Origin of the sequence: Streptococcus mitis, assembly GCF_009496285.1 — a bacterium.
GTDB lineage: Bacteria > Bacillota > Bacilli > Lactobacillales > Streptococcaceae > Streptococcus > Streptococcus mitis_BP.
On the sequence record NZ_WIJK01000020.1, the window covers coordinates 22,917 to 43,076 of the forward strand.

Annotated in this window: 19 protein-coding genes and 1 pseudogene; 18 read left to right on the forward strand and 2 right to left on the reverse strand. The window is 39.0% G+C overall.

The window, feature by feature from the left end; translation table 11 throughout:
* Position 1: 1 nt before the first annotated feature.
* From efeB to GEZ89_RS07255, 16 genes are all read left to right on the forward strand, one after another.
* Complete coding sequence (efeB, locus tag GEZ89_RS07180) at positions 2 to 1,216, forward strand: iron uptake transporter deferrochelatase/peroxidase subunit (protein WP_153225519.1); 1,215 nt, start codon at positions 2 to 4, stop codon at positions 1,214 to 1,216.
* On the forward strand, positions 1,191 to 2,879 hold the full coding sequence (locus GEZ89_RS07185; RefSeq protein ID WP_153225520.1) for an FTR1 family iron permease: 1,689 nt from the start codon (positions 1,191 to 1,193) through the stop codon (positions 2,877 to 2,879). Before efeB ends, GEZ89_RS07185 begins: the two co-directional genes overlap by 26 nt.
* Positions 2,879 to 3,610, forward strand: coding sequence for a twin-arginine translocase subunit TatC (gene tatC, locus GEZ89_RS07190; protein ID WP_153225521.1), 732 nt, complete (start codon positions 2,879 to 2,881; stop codon positions 3,608 to 3,610). Before GEZ89_RS07185 ends, tatC begins: the two co-directional genes overlap by 1 nt.
* Positions 3,594 to 3,761, forward strand: coding sequence for a twin-arginine translocase TatA/TatE family subunit (locus GEZ89_RS07195; RefSeq protein ID WP_153225522.1), 168 nt, complete (start codon positions 3,594 to 3,596; stop codon positions 3,759 to 3,761). The genes tatC and GEZ89_RS07195 overlap by 17 nt, the downstream gene beginning before the upstream one ends.
* A 293-nt stretch (positions 3,762 to 4,054) precedes the next feature.
* Positions 4,055 to 4,762, forward strand: coding sequence for a 2-C-methyl-D-erythritol 4-phosphate cytidylyltransferase (locus GEZ89_RS07200; protein ID WP_153225523.1), 708 nt, complete (start codon positions 4,055 to 4,057; stop codon positions 4,760 to 4,762).
* 4 nt (positions 4,763 to 4,766) lie between these two features.
* Positions 4,767 to 5,789 carry a ribitol-5-phosphate dehydrogenase gene (locus tag GEZ89_RS07205; RefSeq protein ID WP_153225524.1) on the forward strand — a complete coding sequence of 341 codons (1,023 nt, stop codon included), beginning with the start codon at positions 4,767 to 4,769 and terminating at the stop codon, positions 5,787 to 5,789.
* Positions 5,790 to 5,801: 12 nt separating this feature from the next.
* Positions 5,802 to 6,671 carry a phosphotransferase family protein gene (locus GEZ89_RS07210; protein WP_322741496.1) on the forward strand — a complete coding sequence of 290 codons (870 nt, stop codon included), beginning with the start codon at positions 5,802 to 5,804 and terminating at the stop codon, positions 6,669 to 6,671.
* Positions 6,661 to 7,539, forward strand: a complete 879-nt coding sequence (locus GEZ89_RS07215) for a DMT family transporter (protein WP_153225525.1) — start codon at positions 6,661 to 6,663, stop codon at positions 7,537 to 7,539. Before GEZ89_RS07210 ends, GEZ89_RS07215 begins: the two co-directional genes overlap by 11 nt.
* A 12-nt stretch (positions 7,540 to 7,551) precedes the next feature.
* Positions 7,552 to 8,241: a sugar phosphate nucleotidyltransferase gene (locus tag GEZ89_RS07220; protein ID WP_322741497.1), complete on the forward strand. Its 690-nt coding sequence runs from the start codon at positions 7,552 to 7,554 to the stop codon at positions 8,239 to 8,241.
* Positions 8,242 to 8,489: 248 nt separating this feature from the next.
* A complete protein-coding gene (locus GEZ89_RS07225; RefSeq protein ID WP_153225526.1) occupies positions 8,490 to 9,290 on the forward strand; it encodes a dihydroorotate dehydrogenase electron transfer subunit in 801 nt (266 codons plus the stop codon).
* A gap of 10 nt (positions 9,291 to 9,300) precedes the next feature.
* A complete protein-coding gene (locus GEZ89_RS07230) occupies positions 9,301 to 10,239 on the forward strand; it encodes a dihydroorotate dehydrogenase (RefSeq protein WP_153225527.1) in 939 nt (312 codons plus the stop codon).
* Between the two features lie 65 nt (positions 10,240 to 10,304).
* Positions 10,305 to 11,216, forward strand: a complete 912-nt coding sequence (locus GEZ89_RS07235) for a bifunctional riboflavin kinase/FAD synthetase (RefSeq protein ID WP_153225528.1) — start codon at positions 10,305 to 10,307, stop codon at positions 11,214 to 11,216.
* A gap of 384 nt (positions 11,217 to 11,600) precedes the next feature.
* The gene (gene mutY / locus GEZ89_RS07240) at positions 11,601 to 12,764 is read left to right on the forward strand and encodes an A/G-specific adenine glycosylase (RefSeq protein WP_153225529.1); all 1,164 of its coding nucleotides are present in this window, start codon (positions 11,601 to 11,603) and stop codon (positions 12,762 to 12,764) included.
* Positions 12,765 to 12,828: 64 nt separating this feature from the next.
* A complete protein-coding gene (gene yycF / locus GEZ89_RS07245; RefSeq protein ID WP_075231732.1) occupies positions 12,829 to 13,533 on the forward strand; it encodes a response regulator YycF in 705 nt (234 codons plus the stop codon).
* Positions 13,526 to 14,875, forward strand: a complete 1,350-nt coding sequence (gene vicK / locus GEZ89_RS07250; RefSeq protein WP_153225530.1) for a cell wall metabolism sensor histidine kinase VicK — start codon at positions 13,526 to 13,528, stop codon at positions 14,873 to 14,875. The genes yycF and vicK overlap by 8 nt, the downstream gene beginning before the upstream one ends.
* Position 14,876: 1 nt before the next feature.
* Positions 14,877 to 15,686 (forward strand): MBL fold metallo-hydrolase, encoded by an 810-nt coding sequence (locus tag GEZ89_RS07255; protein ID WP_153225531.1) that lies wholly within the window; start codon positions 14,877 to 14,879, stop codon positions 15,684 to 15,686.
* A gap of 36 nt (positions 15,687 to 15,722) precedes the next feature.
* On the opposite strand, the gene GEZ89_RS07260 is transcribed toward GEZ89_RS07255, so the two are convergent.
* Positions 15,723 to 16,070, reverse strand: coding sequence for a PedC/BrcD family bacteriocin maturation disulfide isomerase (locus tag GEZ89_RS07260; RefSeq protein WP_075231729.1), 348 nt, complete (start codon positions 16,068 to 16,070; stop codon positions 15,723 to 15,725).
* Between the two features lie 110 nt (positions 16,071 to 16,180).
* Positions 16,181 to 17,899: a phospho-sugar mutase gene (locus GEZ89_RS07265; RefSeq protein ID WP_075231728.1), complete on the reverse strand. Its 1,719-nt coding sequence runs from the start codon at positions 17,897 to 17,899 to the stop codon at positions 16,181 to 16,183.
* Positions 17,900 to 18,052: 153 nt separating this feature from the next.
* On the opposite strand from GEZ89_RS07265, the gene GEZ89_RS07270 reads away from it, so the two are divergent.
* Together GEZ89_RS07270 and GEZ89_RS07275 are read left to right on the forward strand one after the other, a co-directional pair.
* Positions 18,053 to 19,954: an ABC-F family ATP-binding cassette domain-containing protein gene (locus tag GEZ89_RS07270; protein WP_153225532.1), complete on the forward strand. Its 1,902-nt coding sequence runs from the start codon at positions 18,053 to 18,055 to the stop codon at positions 19,952 to 19,954.
* 13 nt (positions 19,955 to 19,967) lie between these two features.
* Positions 19,968 to 20,160: pseudogene (locus tag GEZ89_RS07275) on the forward strand (DUF2971 domain-containing protein); the annotation flags it as partial.

Below are 20,160 nucleotides of genomic sequence, written 5' to 3' on the forward strand. Positions count from 1 at the left end.
TATGACAAACAAAGGCGAAAAATTTTTTGAACAAAAAATGGACCGTCGAGAATTTCTAAAAAAAGCAGGTATCGGAGGGGCTGGTCTCGCACTTGGACTCTCTGGTGCTTCTGCTTTTTTCTCACCTAAGCTTGATGCTCAGGAGAAAATCTCGTATGGGGATGAAAAAATAGCCTTCTATGGCAAACACCAAGCTGGCATTACAACTGTCATGCAGAAAAACATTTATTTTGTAGTTTTAGATTTGCATACAACTGACAAAGAGAAAATCATCCAGTTATTTAAGGATTGGACGGATTATAGTGCCAAACTTGTAGAAGGAGAATTGGTTAAAAAAGATGGTAACAATAGCCTTCTGCCTCCAAGTGATACTGGAGAAACAGTTGGCCTTAATCCTCATCGTTTGACCCTGACCTTTGGAGTTTCGGCTAGTTTCCTAGAAAAAATGAAACTAGAGAACAAGCGTCCAAAACTTTTTAGAGATTTACCTCCATTTCCAAAGGAACAGTTACGAGAAAAGTACACGGGAGGAGATATTGTTATCCAAGCTTGTGCTGATGATGAGCAAGTTGCCTTTCATGCTATTCGTAACCTTATTCGCAAGGGTAGAAATGCCGTTACTCTTCGTTGGAGTCAATCAGGGTTTGCAGCTATCGGTAATCGTATGGAAACTCCTCGTAATCTCTTTGGTTTTAAAGACGGGACTGCTAATGTTACCACTGAGAAAGAATTTGATCAGGTTGTTTGGGCTGACAGTAAGGATTGGATGGAAAATGGTTCTTACATGGCAGTTCGGCGCATCCAGATGTTCCTAGATACTTGGGATCGAACCAATCTCGAGGAACAAGAAAATACCTTTGGGCGCTATAAAGAAAGTGGCGCTCCCTTTGGCAAGAAGAACGAATTTGATCAGGTTGATTTAAGCCTTCTTCCTGATGATTCTCATGTACGCTTAGCTAAAGAAGTGGATAAGCCTCTCTTGCGTCGATCTTATTCTTATTCTGATGGAATTGATGAAAAGACAGGTCAGTTCGACACAGGTTTGCTCTTTATCTCCTTCCAGAAGGACCCAGATAGCTTTGTTAAAGTTCAGACCAATCTGGGTGCTATGGATAAAATGAACGAATATGTTACCCATATAGGTAGTGGTCTCTTTGCTTGCTTTGGTGGAGTGGAGAAGGGAGGTTACATTGGGCAGAAATTATTGGAATCCTAAAAGTATTATCCTCCTATTTGCTTGTTTCTTCCTGTTGATTTTTCCGGTAGAAGCTAAGGAAAATTTGAGTCCCTACTTTGTGAAAATAACTGATGCAACTAAAGCTGTTAAAGAAGGTAAACAAGATCAGGCAAGAAAACTAATCGATGAAATGACCAAAGATTTCGAGAAAGTCGAGAATTCTGACTCTGAAGCAGGACGTAAAGTTCAAGAAAAGTTAGCCTTAACTGGTGATATTACTGAAGACCAGTTAACTCAGATTTCTTTAGTCCTTTTGACATTTGAGAAAGAGCAAAATCCAGTCGACCTAGATGCAGAAAAAGAGAAACTTGTAAGTCGCTTAGAACCTCGTTTTGAAGCCTTAGACAAGGCAATCGCTTCTCAAGATCTGGAAGCAGTAAGAGAAACCTATAAAAAAATGAATTCAACCTGGACCATCAATGAAGCAGTGGTTCGTGACCATAGTACAGCTCATTATGGACAAGTGGAAACAGCTATTTCCTTCCTGCGTAGTAGCATTGAGACTGAACCAACGAACTTTGATACTATTCAGGCATCGTTTAATGATTTGAAAAAAGCCATTTCTAACTTTGTTGAAGGTACAGAAGTAGCGACGACATCATCCAATCTGACACTGAAGGATGGGATAGACCTTTTAAAGAAGGCTTTGACCCAATTTCAAGCTGGTCAAGATAGTGAAGCAGCTGCAACTATGAAGGAGTTTATTACTATTTGGCCCACCATCGAGGGTTCTGTAAGTACAACCAATCCTTCGCTTTATAACAAGGTTGAAAGTGAAAGTCCTGTCATCATGGTTAAGGGAAAGGATAGTGAATATCAAGAAAAGCTTTCTAGCTTGATTACAGAGCTATCTCAAATTGATACTAGCGCTTCCTATAATGCATTTGACGCCATGCTCATCTTGCTCCGAGAAGGTGTAGAAGCACTCTTGATTGTCATGGCGCTTGTGACAACTTTGAAAGCTGCTAAGATGAGAAAGGGACTCAAGTGGGTCTATGGTGGTGCATTTGCTGGTATAGTGGCCAGTCTTTTAATTGCCTATATCCTACAGATTGCCTTTCCAGCAGTCACCTCAGGAACTAACCGTGAAATCATCGAAGGTGCAGTCGGGATTTTTGCGGTTATCATGATGATTTTAATCGGTATTTGGCTTCATAGCAAATCCTCTGTAAAAAAATGGAATACTTTTATGGAATCACAAATGCAAACTGTCACGAAAACAGGATCTTTCCTTTCTATGTTTGCTCTGAGTTTTCTAGCCGTATTCCGAGAAGGTGCTGAGACGATTTTATTCTATGTGGGGATTCTACCAAGGATTTCTAGTTTTGATTTTGTCTTAGGAATTTCTCTAGCCCTCTTAGTCTTAGTCGTGATTGCCTTTGTGATGAACAAGGCCAGTCAATTTTTCCTACCTCACAAGGTTTTCTTTATCCTGACTTGGATGATTTATGCTTTAGCCTTTAAGATGACGGGAGTCAGCATTCATGCCCTACAGTTGACAAATATGATACCGAACCATCTGATCGCAGGAATACCAAGTATTGATATATTGGGAATTTACCCTAGTTGGGAAAGTTTGGCAGGGCAGGCTCTCTTTATTCTTGTGGTGATTCTTGTTACCATTAGACAGGGTGAACAGTAATGGATCAAAGGGAATTGACAATTATTGAACATTTGGTAGAATTTAGAAAGAGATTGCTAGCAGTAGTTGTTTGTTTCTTTTTAGTATTCTGCGTTTCACTATTATTTGCCGATCAGGTTTATCAATTTATCACACAAGGCTTTAATCAGAAGTTAATCGTCTTAGGACCGAACGATATTTTATGGATTTATCTCCGTTTAGCAAGTTTGATGGCCTATAGCCTTACCTTACCTTTTACGGTCTATCAAGTCTGGAGTTTCGTTCGACCAGCCCTTAAACCTGAAGAAGCAGGGGCAATTTTTGCTTATATCCCTGCAACTTTCCTTTTTTTTATCTTAGGATTAGCCTTTGGATTTTATTTTGTAACACCAGCTTTACTTCAGGTCTTGCTAGGACTGGGTGAAAACTTATTTGAGACACAGTTAACAGCACAAAATTATCTAGCTTTTGTCTTTCAAACTACTGTACCACTAGCATTTATCTTTGAATTGCCAGTTATCATTGCTTTTTTAACCTCAATTGGTTTGATTGGGCCTGGACTACTCGTTGCTTATAGACGTTATGCCTACTTCATTTTATTGGTATTGGCTGTTATATTGACGCCGGCCGATTTTATTAGCGATTTAGCGATGACTGTTCCCCTAATCCTTTTGTATGAGGTTAGTATCGCTATTAGTAAATGGATAATTAAGAGAAAAAGGAAAGGAGAAAAAAATGGGAATCTTACGTGATATTGGTGCACCAGGCTTGATAGTCATTGTCCTTGGAGCACTGTTGATTTTTGGACCAAAACGCTTACCAGAGTTAGGCGAGTCAGTAGGAAAAATGCTTGCCGAGTTTAAGAAAGCCGTTAAGGGCATCGGTGAGGAAGAAGAAAAATAAACGAAAAATGATTGAATAGAGTTGAGAATTGTTAGCTTGGAATTATCTCTGGCTACAATCTTAACTTTTTTATTTAGTTTAAGGTTTCTTTAAGGTTTCTATAATATTCTGAAGAACTCTATATTTGTTGAAAATAGAGTTGAGATTTTTTTATCATTCAAGTTACTTTCCCTAAAGGTATGCCTAGGCTCTTTCTGGCTAGAGAATTCTAGTATTTATTTCGATAAAGGGCTAGGTTGTGATATAATAGTAAAGAATGAGTTTTTTTAAGAACAGACTAAAGGAGTATTAAAATGATCTACGCTGGAATTTTAGCAGGTGGAACCGGCACGCGCATGGGGATTAGTAATTTACCCAAACAATTTCTTGAGTTGGGAGATCGCCCAATCTTGATTCATACTATTGAAAAATTTGTCTTAGAGCCAACTATTGAAAAGATTGTAGTTGGAGTTCACGGAGACTGGGTGACACACGCAGAAGATTTAGTTGAAAAATTCCTACCACTCCACAAGGACCGTATAATCATCACAAAAGGTGGTGCGGATCGTAATTCTAGTATTGAAAAAATTATTGAAGCTATTGATGCTCACCGTCCACTGACCGCAGATGATATTGTGGTGACGCATGATTCAGTTCGTCCTTTCATCACTCTTCGAATGATTCAAGATAATATTGAACTCGCTAAAAACCATGATGCTGTTGATACCGTGGTTGAAGCTGTGGATACCATTGTTGAAAGTACAAATGGTCAGTTCATCACAGATATTCCAAATCGCGCTCATCTATACCAAGGACAGACTCCTCAAACCTTCCGTTGTAAAGACTTTATTGATTTGTATGGTTCTTTATCAGCAGAAGAAAAAGAAATTTTGACAGATGCATGTAAAATCTTTGTCATTAAGGGTAAAGATGTAGCCTTGGCTAAGGGTGAATACTCAAATCTAAAAATCACAACAGTTACAGACTTGAAGATTGCTAAAAGCATGATTGAGAAAGACTAGAGACATGATTAATCAAATTTATCAACTGACAAAACCCAAATTTATCAATATCAAATACCAAGAAGAAGAGATTGATCAAGAGAATCATATCCTTATTCGACCAAACTTTATGGCGGTTTGTCATGCGGATCAACGTTACTATCAAGGAAAACGTGATCCAAAAATTTTATCAAAGAAACTTCCAATGGCTATGATTCATGAGTCTTGTGGAACTGTTATTTCTGATCCCACAGGTACCTACAAAGTTGGTCAGAAGGTTGTCATGATTCCCAATCAACCACCTATGCAGAGTGATGAGGAATTTTATGAAAACTATATGACAGGAACCTATTTCTTGTCTAGTGGGTATGATGGCTTTATGCGAGAATTTGTTTCTCTACCTAAGGATCGTGTGGTAGCTTACGAGAACATCGAAGATACAGTAGCTGCCATTACTGAATTTGTCAGTGTGGGTATGCACGCTATGAATCGTTTCCTTACTGTTTCACATAGTAAACGTCAACGAATTGCTGTTATTGGTGATGGAAGTTTAGCTTTTGTCATGGCGAATATTATCAACTATACCTTGCCTGAAGCTGAGATTATTGTTATTGGTCGTCATTGGGAGAAATTAGAACTCTTCTCTTTTGCTAAGGAGCTTTACATTACGGATAGCATCCCAGAAGATCTTAGTTTTGATCATGGTTTCGAATGTTGTGGTGGTGATGGATGCGGACCTGCTATTAATGATCTCATCCGTTACATCAAACCACAGGGAACCATTCTGATGATGGGAGTTAGTGAGTACAAGGTCAACATCAATACCCGAGATTCCTTGGAAAAAGGTTTGTTACTAGTAGGTTCTTCGCGTTCAGGACGTGTTGACTTCGAAAAAGCTATCCAAATGATGGAGATTAAGAGATTTGCCAATCGTTTGAAAAATATCATTTATTTAGAAGAACCAGTACGAGAAATTAAGGATATTCACCGAGTTTTTGCAACTGACCTAAATACTGCCTTTAAGACAGTCTTTAAGTGGGAAGTCTAATGGAGGATGATTGTGGAAAAGATTATTAAGGAAAAACTGACATCTTTACTATCAACTGATGAAGATATTTTAAGTGTTGAACAACTAGGAGGAATGACTAATCAAAATTATTTGGTTAAGACAACCTCAAATCAGTATATCGTTAAGTTTTTCGGAAAAGGCACAGATAAATTGATCAACCGCCAGAATGAGAAATTTAATCTGGACTTGTTAAAAGATTTAAAACTTGATGTGGAAAATTATCTTTTCGATATTGAAGCAGGTATCAAGGTTAATCAGTACATTAAATCTGCGAATACTCTTAATTCCACTACTATCAAGACTAAGTTTGAAAAGATTGCGCCTATTTTACAAACGGTTCATGCTTCGGGTAAGGAATTAAAAGGAGAGTTTGCTCCTTTTGAGGAAATCAAAAAATATGAATCCTTGATTCAAGGGGAGATTTCCTATCCGAACTATGAAACTGTCAGAAAGTTAGTATTTTCTCTGAAAGATCAACTTGAAGAAATTGGTATCGATAAGAAATCATGTCACATTGATTTGGTTCCTGAAAATTTCATAGAAGGACCAGATGGTCACCTTTATCTCATTGATTGGGAATATTCATCTATGAATGATCCTATGTGGGATTTGGCAGCCCTCTTCTTAGAATCTGAATTTACCAGTGCAGAAGAAGAAGACTTTTTAAGTCATTATGCGAGTGACAAGACTCCAGTTTCAAGTGAGAAAATTCGTATCTACAAAATCTTGCAAGACATCATTTGGAGTCTTTGGACTATATACAAAGAAGAAAATGGTGCAGATTTCGGAGATTATGGAATCTCTCGTTACAATAGAGCTGTGAAAGAGTTGGATTCTATGGGAGGTTCTGATGAAGACTAAAAATGGAGTTTCTTTTGGGCTGCTATCAGGTGTGTTCTGGGGATTAGGATTAACTATTAGTGCCTATATCTTTTCAATCTTTACAGAGCTTTCGCCTTTTGTAGTAGCAGCAGCACACGACTTCCTCAGTATTTTTATCTTACTAGGTTTTCTTCTAGTTAAGGAAGGAAAAGTACGTTTTTCAATCTTCTTGAATATTCGAAATGTTAGTGTTATTTTTGGTGCTTTACTGGCAGGACCGATTGGTATGCAGGCCAATCTCTATGCGGTTAAGTATATTGGAAGTTCTCTAGCATCGTCTGTTTCGGCGATTTATCCTGCTGTTTCAGTCTTGCTTGCCTTCTTTTTCTTGAAGCACAAGATTTCCAAAAATACAGTTTTTGGGATTCTTCTAATCATTGCAGGAATTATTGCTCAGACCTATAAAGCAGAGCAAGTGAATTCTTTCTATATCGGAATTTTATGTGCTTTGATTTGTGCCCTTGCTTGGGGCAGTGAAAGTGTTCTTAGCTCTTTTGCTATGGAAAGTGATCTCAGTGAAGTTGAAGCCCTCTTGATTCGGCAAGTTACATCCTTCTTGTCTTATCTTGTTATTGTGCTCTTCTCGCATCACACGTTTGCAGAAGTAGCAAATGGGCAATTGTTTGGTTTACTGATAGTCTTTGCAGCATTTAATATGATTTCTTACCTTGCCTACTACATTGCTATCAATCGATTGCAACCAGCAAAGGCAACTGGTCTAAATGTCAGTTATGTAGTATGGACAGTTTTGTTTGCAGCAATGTTCTTGAGAACACCTCTGACTGTCTTAACAATCATTACTTCATTTGTTGTAATGGCTGGTGTTTACATTATTATTAAAGAATAAAGGAGAAAGCGCGTGAAAGCGATTATCTTAGCAGCTGGTTTGGGAACTCGTTTGAGACCCATGACAGAAAATACTCCCAAAGCCTTGGTTAAAGTCAATCAAAAACCTTTGGTTGAATATCAAATTGAATTTTTAAAAGAACGTGGTATTGATGACATTATCATCGTTGTAGGTTATTTGGAAGAACAATTCGACTATCTTAAAGAAAAATACGGTGTTCGTTTGGTCTTCAATGATAAGTATGCTGATTACAACAACTTTTACTCTCTTTACTTGGTAAAAGAAGAGTTGGCTAACAGCTACGTTATCGATGCGGATAACTATCTTTTCAAGAATATGTTCCGTAATGATATCGAACGTTCAACTTACTTTAGTGTTTATCGTGAAGATTGTGACAATGAGTGGTTCCTAGTTTACGGAGATGACTACAAAGTTCAAGATATCATCGTTGATAGCAAGAATGGACGTATTTTGAGTGGGGTATCATTCTGGGACGCCCCAACAGCTGAAAAGATTGTTGGATTTATCGGTGAGGCTTATGCAAGCGGTGAGTTTGTAGACCTCTACTGGGATAACATGGTTAAAGATAATATCAAAGAACTAGATGTATATGTAGAAGAGTTGGAAGAAAACTCTATCTACGAAATTGACAGTGTTAAAGATTATCAAAAACTAGAAAATATTCTTTCTTCACAAAAGTAATCAAATTTTATGAACTGATACCTTACCTATTTTTACTTGACTTTTCACGTTTGATACAGTATACTAGTGAAAATTTAACCTTTAAGGGAAGTCCAGAGAGACTCACAAGGTGTCAGATAGAAAATAGATTACACAAACTTCGAATAAACACAGTTTATTTGATTCTTTTCTGTAAGTATCTTACTGAAACCTTGCGATTGCAAGGTTTTTCTTTTTCTGAACCCCTTAAAATTTAAGGAGGAAAAGTTATGAATCCAAATTGTAAAAAACGCATGGGTGCTATTCGCTTGGAAACCATGAAAGTAGTGTCTCAAAAGGAAATCGTACCAGCGATCTTTGAACTAGTACTTCAAGGAGACATGGTTGAAGCGATGAAAGCAGGGCAATTTCTTCATTTGCGTGTTCCTGATGACGCCCATCTCTTGCGTCGTCCAATTTCAATTTCATCTATCAATGCAAGTAAAAAACAATGTCATTTAATCTATCGAGTTGAAGGTTCGGGTACGGCAATCTTTTCAACCTTAAAAGCTGGAGATGCCCTAGATGTTATGGGACCTCAGGGGAATGGTTTTGATTTATCTGATTTAGACAAGCAGAGTCGTGTTCTCTTAGTTGGTGGCGGTATTGGTGTTCCACCTTTGCTTGAAGTAGCTAAGCAATTAGATGAACGTGGTGTAGATGTCACAACGGTTCTAGGATTTGCGACCAAAGATGCAGTTATTTTGGAAGATGAATTAACCAAATATAGTCAAGTATTTGTGACAACAGATGATGGCTCTTATAGCATCAAGGGTAATGTCTCAGTTGTGATTAAAGAATTGGACAGTGAATTTGACGCTGTTTACTCATGCGGGGCACCTGGTATGATGAAATACATCAATCAAACCTTTTACGAGCATCCAAGAGCTTATTTATCTCTTGAATCCCGTATGGCTTGTGGCATGGGGGCTTGCTACGCTTGCGTCTTGAAAGTACCTGATAGTGAAACAGTTAGTCAACGTGTGTGTGAAGATGGCCCTGTATTTAAAACAGGCACAGTAGTTTTATAAGGAGAGTGTCATGACTGCAAATCGCTTACAAGTTTCTCTACCAGGTTTAGAATTAAAGAATCCTATCATTCCTGCTTCAGGTTGTTTTGGCTTCGGTCAAGAATATGCTAAATACTATGATCTAGATCTCTTGGGTTCTATCATGATTAAGGCGACTACCCTAGAACCAAGATTTGGAAATCCAACTCCACGAGTGGCAGAAACTCCTGCAGGTATGCTCAACGCTATTGGTTTACAAAATCCAGGTTTAAAGGTCGTTCTCTCTGATAAACTACCTTGGCTTGAAAGAGAATACCCAAATCTCCCTATTATCGCCAATGTTGCGGGATTTTCAAAACAGGAGTATGCAGCCGTTTCTCATGGAATTTCAAAGGCAACTAACGTGAAAGCCATTGAGCTCAATATCTCTTGTCCTAACGTTGATCATGGTAATCATGGACTTTTAATTGGACAAGATCCTGAGTTGGCTTATGATGTGGTGAAGGCTGCCGTAGAAGCATCAGATGTGCCCGTTTACGTCAAAATGACTCCAAGCGTTACTGACATTGTTACCATTGCTAAGGCTGCAGAAGATGCTGGTGCTAGTGGTCTCACTATGATCAATACCCTTGTTGGTATGCGTTTTGACCTTAAAACCAGAAAGCCGATTATCGCAAATGGGACAGGTGGTATGTCTGGACCTGCAGTATTTCCTGTAGCCCTAAAACTAATCCGTCAAGTAGCTCAAACAACTAAGCTTCCAATCATTGGTATGGGAGGAGTGGATTCAGCTGAAGCGGCCTTAGAAATGTATCTGGCTGGTGCCTCAGCAATCGGTGTCGGAACAGCCAACTTTACGAATCCCTATGCTTGTCCAGATATTATCGAAAATCTACCAAAAGTCATGGATAAGTACGGGATCGAAAGTCTAGAAATGTTGCGAAAAGAAGTCAGAGAAAGCTTGCTCTAAGTTTTATGTACTGAATTCAGCCTAAATTGTTTTGAAAGCGCCATTTTTTTGGTATAATAAATACTATGATTATTACAGTACCTATTAAAACAGAAAAAGATATTGCAACGCCAGGACCAAACGTCCTTGTACTAGGTTATTTTGATGGAGTTCACCTTGGACATCAAAAATTATTTGATATAGCTTCTAACATTGCTGCTGAAAAGCGCCAGGGAGTAGCTCTAGTAACTTTTAACGAATCACCAAAACTAACTCTGAATCAATACTCACCTGAACACTTATTGCATATTTTGAATGCTAGTGAACGTGAACGTCGATTGAAGCGAGCTGGAGTTGAGAGTTTATATTTGATGGATTTCACTAGTCGAGTAGCAAATATGACTGCCCAAGAATTCATTGATACCTACGTCAAGGAAGCAAAGGCAGATACCATTGTAGTTGGTTTTGACTATACTCTTGGTTCAGATAGAAAAACAGCTGAGGATTTAAAAGAACTCTTCCATGGTGAAGTGGTTGTTGTTCCACCAGTTGAGGACGAAAAGGGGAAAATTAGTTCAACGCGCATTCGCCAAGCCATTCTAGAAGGAGATGTAAAAGAAGCAGGCAAACTTTTGGGATTCCCTTTACCAACGAGAGGTGTAGTGGTTCATGGAAATGCGCGTGGTCGAACTATTGGCTTCCCGACAGCTAATCTAGTCAACTTGGATCGGACATATATGCCAGCTGATGGTGTTTATGCCGTTGACGTTGAAATCCAAAGAAAAGTCTATCGTGGTATGGCAAGTCTAGGTAAAAATGAAACCTTTGATGGCGAAGAAGAGCGTTTTGAAGTTCATATCTTTGATTTTTCCGACGATATCTATGGGGAGACTGTCATCGTTTCCTGGTTGGACCGTATCCGTGATATGGTAAAATTTGATAGCGTTGATCAATTAGTTAAACAACTAGAAGAAGATGAAAAGATAGCTAGAAAATAAAATCAAAAAATAGTAGAGTTTGGGATTTTCTCAAACTCTTTTTTTATTTGTATTTTAGCTTAAGTTTGGGGAATCATCATAATTATTATAGTAGGCTAAATAAAGAATAGTTCATTTCGACTTCTAAAACATTGCTAGAAATTGATTTGACTCCCCTAATCAATTTGTTTATATCTTATTTCAATCCACTATATTTAACTTAAGTCAACATTTAAAATTAAAACTGACAAGTAGCTATATAAAAATTAGAGTATTATGAACAGAATCTATCTTTTCTCCATTTTGCTTAAATAATAAGGATTGTTTTTTATGATAGAAAAGTGTTTTCTTCAATGTCTATCTTGATTTTTTGAGTATCCTAAAAGGTTATGCTATACTAGAAATATGTTAGATTTGGAGAAATATAGTGTGACCATGTGGGAAGAGGACAAGATTCTCTCTTTCCGTCAAAAATTATTAGCCTGGTATGACGAAAATAAGCGGGATTTACCATGGAGACGGAGTAAGAATCCTTACTATATCTGGGTATCTGAAATTATGTTGCAGCAGACTCGAGTTGATACCGTCATTCCCTATTATGAACGTTTTTTAGACTGGTTTCCGACCGTCGAAAGCTTAGCAAATGCTCCTGAGGAGCGCTTATTAAAAGCCTGGGAAGGACTTGGCTATTATTCTCGTGTTCGCAACATGCAAACAGCCGCTCAACAGATTATGAATGAATTTGAAGGCAATTTCCCGTCAACTTATGAAGGTATTGCAAGCTTAAAAGGGATTGGTCCTTATACAGCTGGTGCAATTTCTAGTATTGCCTTTAACCTTCCGCAGCCTGCAGTTGATGGGAATGTCATGCGTGTTTTGGCACGTTTATTTGAAGTCAATCATGATATTGGAAATCCTAGCAATCGCAAGATTTTTCAAGCGATGATGGAAGTTCTGATAGATCCTGATCGTCCAGGTGATTTCAATCAGGCTTTGATGGATTTAGGTTCAGATATTGAGGCTCCTGTCAATCCAAGACCGGAGGAGAGTCCTGTTAAGGACTTCAGTGCTGCTTATCAACATGGAACCATGGCTCACTATCCTATCAAGGCTCCAAAGAAAAAGCCAATTCCTATTTTTCTAAAGGCTCTTGTAGTGCAAAATAGTCAGGGGAAGTTTCTATTGGAAAAGAATGAGAGTGAAAAACTCTTGGCTGGCTTTTGGCATTTTCCCTTGATTGAAGTTGATGAATTCTCAGACCAAACTCAAGACCTGGACCTTTTCAGTCAAGTTGCTGAACCAATTATAGAACTGGGACCTTCTCCACAGGAGAGTTTTGAACAGGACTATGATCTTGAAGTTGATTGGCAAGATCTACGTTTTGAAGAGGTCAAGCACATTTTCAGCCATCGTAAATGGCATATCCAGATAATTGCAGGCCGAGTTACTGAGACACAAGAATATACAGATAGGGAAGTCCTCTGGTTAAGTCCAGAAGAATTTAGCAATTATCCTCTAGCTAAACCTCAGCAAAAGATCTGGCAAGCCTACTTGAAAAGAAGCTGCTAGCATCGGTCATGCGTGTCTTCTTTACTTTTTTTTGGTATAATGAGATAAGGAAAAAGGTGACTAAATGAAAAAAATACTAATTGTAGATGATGAAAAACCCATCTCAGATATTATAAAATTTAATATGACCAAGGAAGGTTATGAAGTTGTAACTGCTTTTAATGGTCGTGAAGCACTTGAACAATTTGAAGCTGAGCAACCAGATATTATTATCTTGGATTTGATGCTTCCTGAGATTGATGGACTTGAGGTCGCAAAAACTATTCGTAAGACAAGTAGTGTTCCTATTATCATGCTTTCAGCAAAGGATAGCGAATTTGATAAGGTTATTGGGCTTGAACTTGGAGCGGATGACTATGTGACCAAGCCGTTTTCAAATCGTGAACTACAGGCCCGTGTTAAAGCTCTTCTCCGTCGTACAGATCTTGTCTCAGTTGATAGCCAAGAACCTGAAACGAAATTACAAAGTCTGCAGATTGGCGATTTGGAGATTTTACCAGATGCCTACGTGGCTAAGAAATATGGTGAAGAGTTAGACCTAACCCACCGTGAATTCGAACTCTTGCATCATTTAGCTTCTCATCTTGGACAAGTTATTACCCGAGAACATCTTCTTGAAACCGTTTGGGGATATGACTATTTTGGAGATGTCCGTACAGTTGATGTAACCATTAGACGTTTGCGCGAGAAGATTGAAGATACACCAAGCAGACCTGAATACATCCTAACTCGTCGTGGTGTAGGATATTATATGAGAAATAATGATTGAAGTAATTAGACAAACAATTTTGACGAGCGACTTTATCTTTATCCTCATCTTAATTGGCTTTATTCTGTTAGTGTCTTTTCTCTTGCTTGAGAGTCGTCGTGATAATATTCGTTTGAGGCAGATCAATCAGAAAATAAAAGATTTGATTGATGGTGATTATTCTCAGGTTTTGGATATGCAGGGAAGCTCAGAGATAACTAATATCACTAACAATCTCAATGATTTATCTGAAGTCATTCGTCTGACTCAAGAAAATCTGGAACAAGAGAGTAAAAGGTTGCATAGTATTCTGTCCTACATGACAGACGGAGTGCTTGCAACCAACCGTCGTGGGCAAATCATCATGATCAATGATATGGCCAAGAGACAACTTGGAGTTGAAAGGGATGATGCTCTTAATCAAAATATCCTAGAGTTACTCAAGATTGAAGAAGAGTATGAGCTGAGAGAACTTATTACTCAGAGTCCTGAGCTGATGATTTATTCGCAGAATCTTAATGGCGAGTATATCAGTTTGCGTGTTCGTTTTGCCTTGATTCGTAGAGAGTCTGGCTTCATCTCTGGTCTAGTAGCAGTCTTACATGATACGACTGAACAAGAAAAGGAAGAACGTGAGAGAAGGCTTTTCGTTTCGAACGTTAGTCATGAGTTGCGTACCCCTTTGACAAGTGTGAAATCCTATCTTGAGGCCTTGGACGAAGGAGCTCTTACAGAACCGGTTGCTCCAGACTTTATCAAGGTTTCTTTGGATGAAACCAACCGTATGATGCGGATGGTGACGGATCTCTTGCATCTATCACGGATTGACAACGCAACTAGTCACTTAGATGTTGAATTGATTAACTTTACGGCCTTTATCACCTTTATCCTTAATCGTTTTGATAAAATGAAAAGTCAAGATGAGGAGAAGAAGTACGAGTTGGTGAGAGACTATCCGATTACTTCTGTTTGGATTGAGATTGATACAGATAAGATGACCCAGGTGATTGACAATATCCTGAATAACGCTATCAAGTATTCACCAGATGGTGGAAAAATCACTGTTAACATGAAAACTACAGATGATCAGATGATTTTATCTATTTCAGATCAAGGACTTGGGATTCCTAAAGAAGATTTACCAAAGATTTTTGACCGTTTTTATAGGGTTGATAAGGCTAGAAGTCGTGCTCAAGGAGGAACAGGACTAGGATTGGCTATCGCCAAGGAAATCATCAAGCAACATAAGGGATTTATCTGGGCTAAGAGTGAGTATGGCAAGGGATCTACCTTTACTATCGTACTTCCATACGATAATGATGCCGTGAAAGAAGAGATTTGGGAGGATGAACTAGAAGACTAGAATGAGTGATATCGGTTTTAAATACAGTATTTTAGCATCGGGGTCCAGTGGAAATTCATTTTACTTGGAAACACCAAAAAAGAAAATTTTAGTAGATGCAGGACTATCTGGTAAAAAAATTACAAGCCTATTGAGTGAAATCAATCGTAAACCAGAGGATTTGGATGCTATCTTGATTACGCATGAGCATTCAGACCATATCCACGGCGTGGGCGTTCTGGCTCGTAAGTACGGCATGGATCTTTATGCTAATGAGAAGACCTGGCAGGCTATGGAAAATAGTAAGTATCTCGGTAAGATTGACTCGTCTCAAAAGCATATTTTCGAGATGGGAAAAACTAAAACCTTTGGCGACATCGATATCGAAAGTTTCGGTGTGAGTCATGATGCAGTAGCGCCCCAGTTTTATCGTTTTATGAAGGATGACAAGAGCTTTGTCATGCTGACGGATACGGGCTATGTTAGTGACCGGATGGCTGGCATTGTCGAGAACGCAGATGGCTATCTAATCGAGTCAAATCATGATGTGGAAATCCTGCGAGCAGGATCTTACGCATGGCGACTCAAACAACGCATCCTGTCTGACCTTGGTCACCTCTCAAACGAGGATGGAGCAGACGCCATGATTCGTACACTAGGTAATCGTACCAAGAAGATTTACCTAGGCCATTTGTCCAAGGAAAATAATATCAAAGAGCTGGCTCACATGACCATGGTCAATCAGTTAGCTCAAGCAGATCTGGGAGTAGGAGTAGACTTTCAAGTTTACGATACTTCACCAGATACTGCAACACCACTGACTGATCTATAAAAAAGAAGGCCTATGCCTTCTTTTTTATAGACTATTTTACAATCCTGCAAATTCTTTGATTTCTTGTGCTGACATTGAAGAGTCGCAACGGACATTGATTTGTCCATCTGCAATGTGAACAAAGCCTGGTACAGTTGGGATTCCGTAGCGTGAGCGGAATGCTTGCAACTCATTGAGTTGACTTGGTTCTTCGCTATTGATGAAGTAGATGTGCGCTTTGGTTTCAGCCACCACACCAGCCAATGTACCAGCAAATTTACGGCAGTAAGGACAAGTTTTGCGTCCGATAAAGAAAGTTGCAGTTTCTTGCTTGTCAAGTGCTTCTTGAGCACGCGCTACAGTTGTAACTTCAAGATCTTTGATGTTTTCTAAAAATTGTTCCATGAGATTACCTCGCTTTCATTGATAAGTCTAGTATGCCATAAAGTTTCTAAAATTGCTTAGATTTGATACGAAAAAAAGATGAGATTATTTGGTCTCATCTTTTTAGGTCTTTATTTTACAAAAGCATTGATTTCTGCTTCGATATTAGCAATCTTAGCTTGTGATTCTTCGTTGGTTTCACCTACAACTGCAATGTAGAACTTGATTTTTGGTTCTGTACCTGAAGGGCGAACAGCAATCCATGAACCGTCAGCAAGTGTGTATTTCAACACATCACTTGGAGGAGTTGTCAAGTTTGTAACAGTACCGTCAGCAGCAGTGGCAGTTTGAGCCTTGAAGTCTTCTACGACAGTGATAGCTGTTGCATCCCATTCTTTTGGAGCATTGTTACGGAATTTAGCCATAATCGCTTTGATTTGTTCAGCACCATCGACACCTGAAAGGGTAACAGAGATTGTCTTTTCTGCGTAGTAGCCGTACTCTTTGTAGATTTCTTCGATACCGTCTGCAAGTGTCAAACCACGTGAACGGTAGTAGGCAGCAAGTTCAGCAACGACAAGAACGGCTTGGATAGCGTCTTTATCACGTACGAATGGTTTAATCAAGTAACCGAAGCTTTCTTCAAATCCCATCATGTATGTGTGATTGTGTTTTTCTTCGAATTCTTGGATTTTTTCAGCGATAAATTTGAAACCTGTCAAAACGTTGAACATAGTTGCGCCGTAGCTTTCAGCAATCTTCGTTACCAAGTCAGTTGATACGATAGATTTGCAAAGAGCCGCGTTTTCTGGAAGAGTTCCAGCGTTTTTGTGGGCTTCCAATATGTATTTAGCCATGATAGCACCGATTTGGTTACCTGAAAGGTTGAGGTAGCTACCATCTTTTTGAAGAACTTCAACACCAACACGGTCAGCATCTGGGTCAGTTGCCACAAGAACATCTGCACCAACTTGACGACCAAGTTCTTCAGCAAGGGCAAAGGCTGCTTGGCTTTCTGGGTTTGGAGATTTTACAGTTGAGAAGTCAGGATCAGGAGTTGCTTGAGCTTCAACGACTTGAACAGAATCAAATCCTGCTTGGGCAAGAGCACGACGAGCCAACATTTCACCAGTACCATGAAGTGGTGTGTAGACAATCTTCATGTCTTTACCAAATTCTTCAATCAAGGCTGGGTTGATGTTTACATCCTTAACTTCTTTAAGGTATTCTACGTCAACAGCTTCGCCGATGACTTCAATTAAGCCAGAAGCTTTTTCAGCTTCCACATCAGCAACTTCAACTGCAAATGGATTTTCGATTGCACGGATATAAGTAGTCAAAGCGTCCGCGTCGTGTGGAGGCATTTGTCCTCCGTCTTCACCGTAAACCTTGTAACCGTTAAATGGAGCAGGGTTATGGCTAGCTGTGACCATGATACCTGCGAAACAGTTGAGATGACGAACTGCAAATGATAGTTCTGGAGTTGGACGGAGGCTTTCAAATACGTAAGATTTGATGCCGTGTTTAGCAAGAACTGCCGCAGATTCAAAGGCAAACTCAGGTGAGAAGTGACGGCTATCGTAGGCAATTGCTACACCGCGTTCTTTTTCGTTTCCACCTTTTGACTCAATCAAACGAGCCAATCCCTCAGTAGCTTGACGAACAACGTAGATGTTGATGCGATTTGTACCAGCGCCAATCAAGCCACGCATACCTGCAGTACCAAATTCAAGATTTGTATAGAAGGCATCTTCCTTAGTTTTTTCGTCCATATTTTCCAAATCTTGACGAAGGTAGTCTGGAAGCTCCGCAAAATCAACCCATTTCTGGTAATTCTCTTGGTAAGACATTAAAATTCTCCTTTTTGTAAATTGTTCTAACCGTTCACATTATAGCACTTTTTAGCGTTTTAGTAAAACGGTAGCATAATTTTCAGAAAAGTAGTGACATATGCCTGTTTATCGAGTCTTGAATGCCTTAGGGAAACATGCTATACTACTTGTATGATTATTTTACAAGCTAATAAAATTGAACGTTCTTTTGCTGGAGAGGTTCTTTTTGATAATATAAACCTACAAGTAGATGAAAGAGACCGCATTGCCCTCGTTGGGAAAAATGGTGCTGGAAAGTCTACTTTACTCAAGATATTGGTTGGAGAAGAGGAGCCAACCACTGGTGAAATCAATAAGAAAAAAGATATTTCCCTCTCTTATCTCGCACAGGATAGTCGCTTTGAGTCTGAAAATACAATTTACGAAGAAATGCTACATGTATTTGATGACTTGCGTTGTATTGAAAGACAACTTCGACAGATGGAGTTGGAAATGGGGGAAAAAACTGGGGTAGAATTAGACAAACTTATGTCTGACTATGATCGCCTATCAGAAAATTTCCGTCAGGCTGGAGGATTTACCTATGAAGCCGATATTCGCTCTATTTTAAATGGATTCAAGTTTGACGAGTCCATGTGGCAGATGCGAATCGCTGAGCTTTCCGGTGGTCAAAATACCCGTCTAGCGCTAGCCAAAATGCTTCTTGAAAAGCCTAATCTCTTGGTTTTGGACGAGCCGACTAACCACCTAGATATTGAAACCATTGCCTGGTTAGAAAACTATCTAGTTAATTATAGCGGTGCTTTAATTATCGTCAGCCACGACCGTTATTTCCTTGATAAAGTAGCAACCATAACGCTCGACTTAACCAAACATTCTTTAGATAGATACGTTGGAAATTACTCTAGTTTTGTGGAGCAAAAGGAGCAGAAGCTTGCAACTGAAGCTAAAAACTACGAAAAGCAACAGAAGGAAATTGCTGCTTTGGAAGACTTTGTCAACCGAAATCTTGTTCGAGCTTCAACGACCAAACGTGCCCAATCTCGACGCAAGCAACTGGAGAAAATGGAGCGATTGGACAAGCCTGAAGCTGGTAAAAAATCAGCTAATATGACCTTCCATTCTGATATAGTATCTGGTAATGTTGTTTTGACAGTGGAGAATGCTGCTATTGGCTATGATGGTGAAATCTTATCAGAACCCATCAACCTTGATCTTCGTAAGATGAATGCTATTGCCATTGTTGGTCCTAACGGTATTGGTAAGTCAACCTTTATTAAATCCATTGTGGATCAGATTCCCTTTATCAAGGGTGAGAAGCGCTTTGGTGCTAATGTTGAAGTTGGCTACTATGACCAAACTCAAAGTAAGTTGACACCAAGCAATACAGTTTTAGATGAACTTTGGAATGATTTTAGATTGACGCCAGAAGTGGAAATCCGAAATCGTTTAGGCGCCTTCCTTTTTTCTGGTGACGATGTTAAGAAATCAGTTGGAATGCTGTCAGGTGGCGAGCGAGCTCGTCTGCTTCTAGCTAAACTTTCAATGGAAAACAACAACTTCTTGATTCTGGATGAGCCGACCAACCACTTGGACATTGATAGCAAGGAAGTTCTGGAAAATGCACTAATTGACTTTGATGGAACTCTTCTCTTCGTCAGCCACGACCGTTATTTTATCAACCGTGTTGCCACTCATGTGATGGAATTATCTGAGAATGGATCAACACTTTATCTTGGTGATTATGACTATTATGTTGATAAAAAAGCAGAGCTAGCAGCTAGCCAAGCAGAAGAAGCGGTAGCTGTTGACCAAGAAAAAGAAGTTTCACCAGTTAATGACTACCAAGCTCAAAAGGAAAGTCAAAAAGAACTTCGTAAGTTAATGAGACAAATCGAAAACCTAGAGGCAGAAATCGAAGAACTGGAAACGCAAGCCCAAGCTATCTCTGAACAAATGCATACCACCAATGATGCAGATGAACTCATGCAATTGCAAGCAGAACTGGATAAAATTAGCCATCGTCAGGAAGAAGCTATGTTGGAGTGGGAAGAATTGTCGGAGCAGGTGTAAGAGGAGAAAACAGATGGTAAAATTTAGACATTTTAACAAAGAATATAAGAAAGTAGCTAATAAGACATTTTCAGACACTTATGTTTTTTTTAAAGATAATTGGAATGACTATGGTTATTACATTACATTTAATGTTTACTACTATGGAAAAGATGGTGATGAAAGGTACATAGGTAGTTATAGAATTTATGAAGCTGAAATAGAGC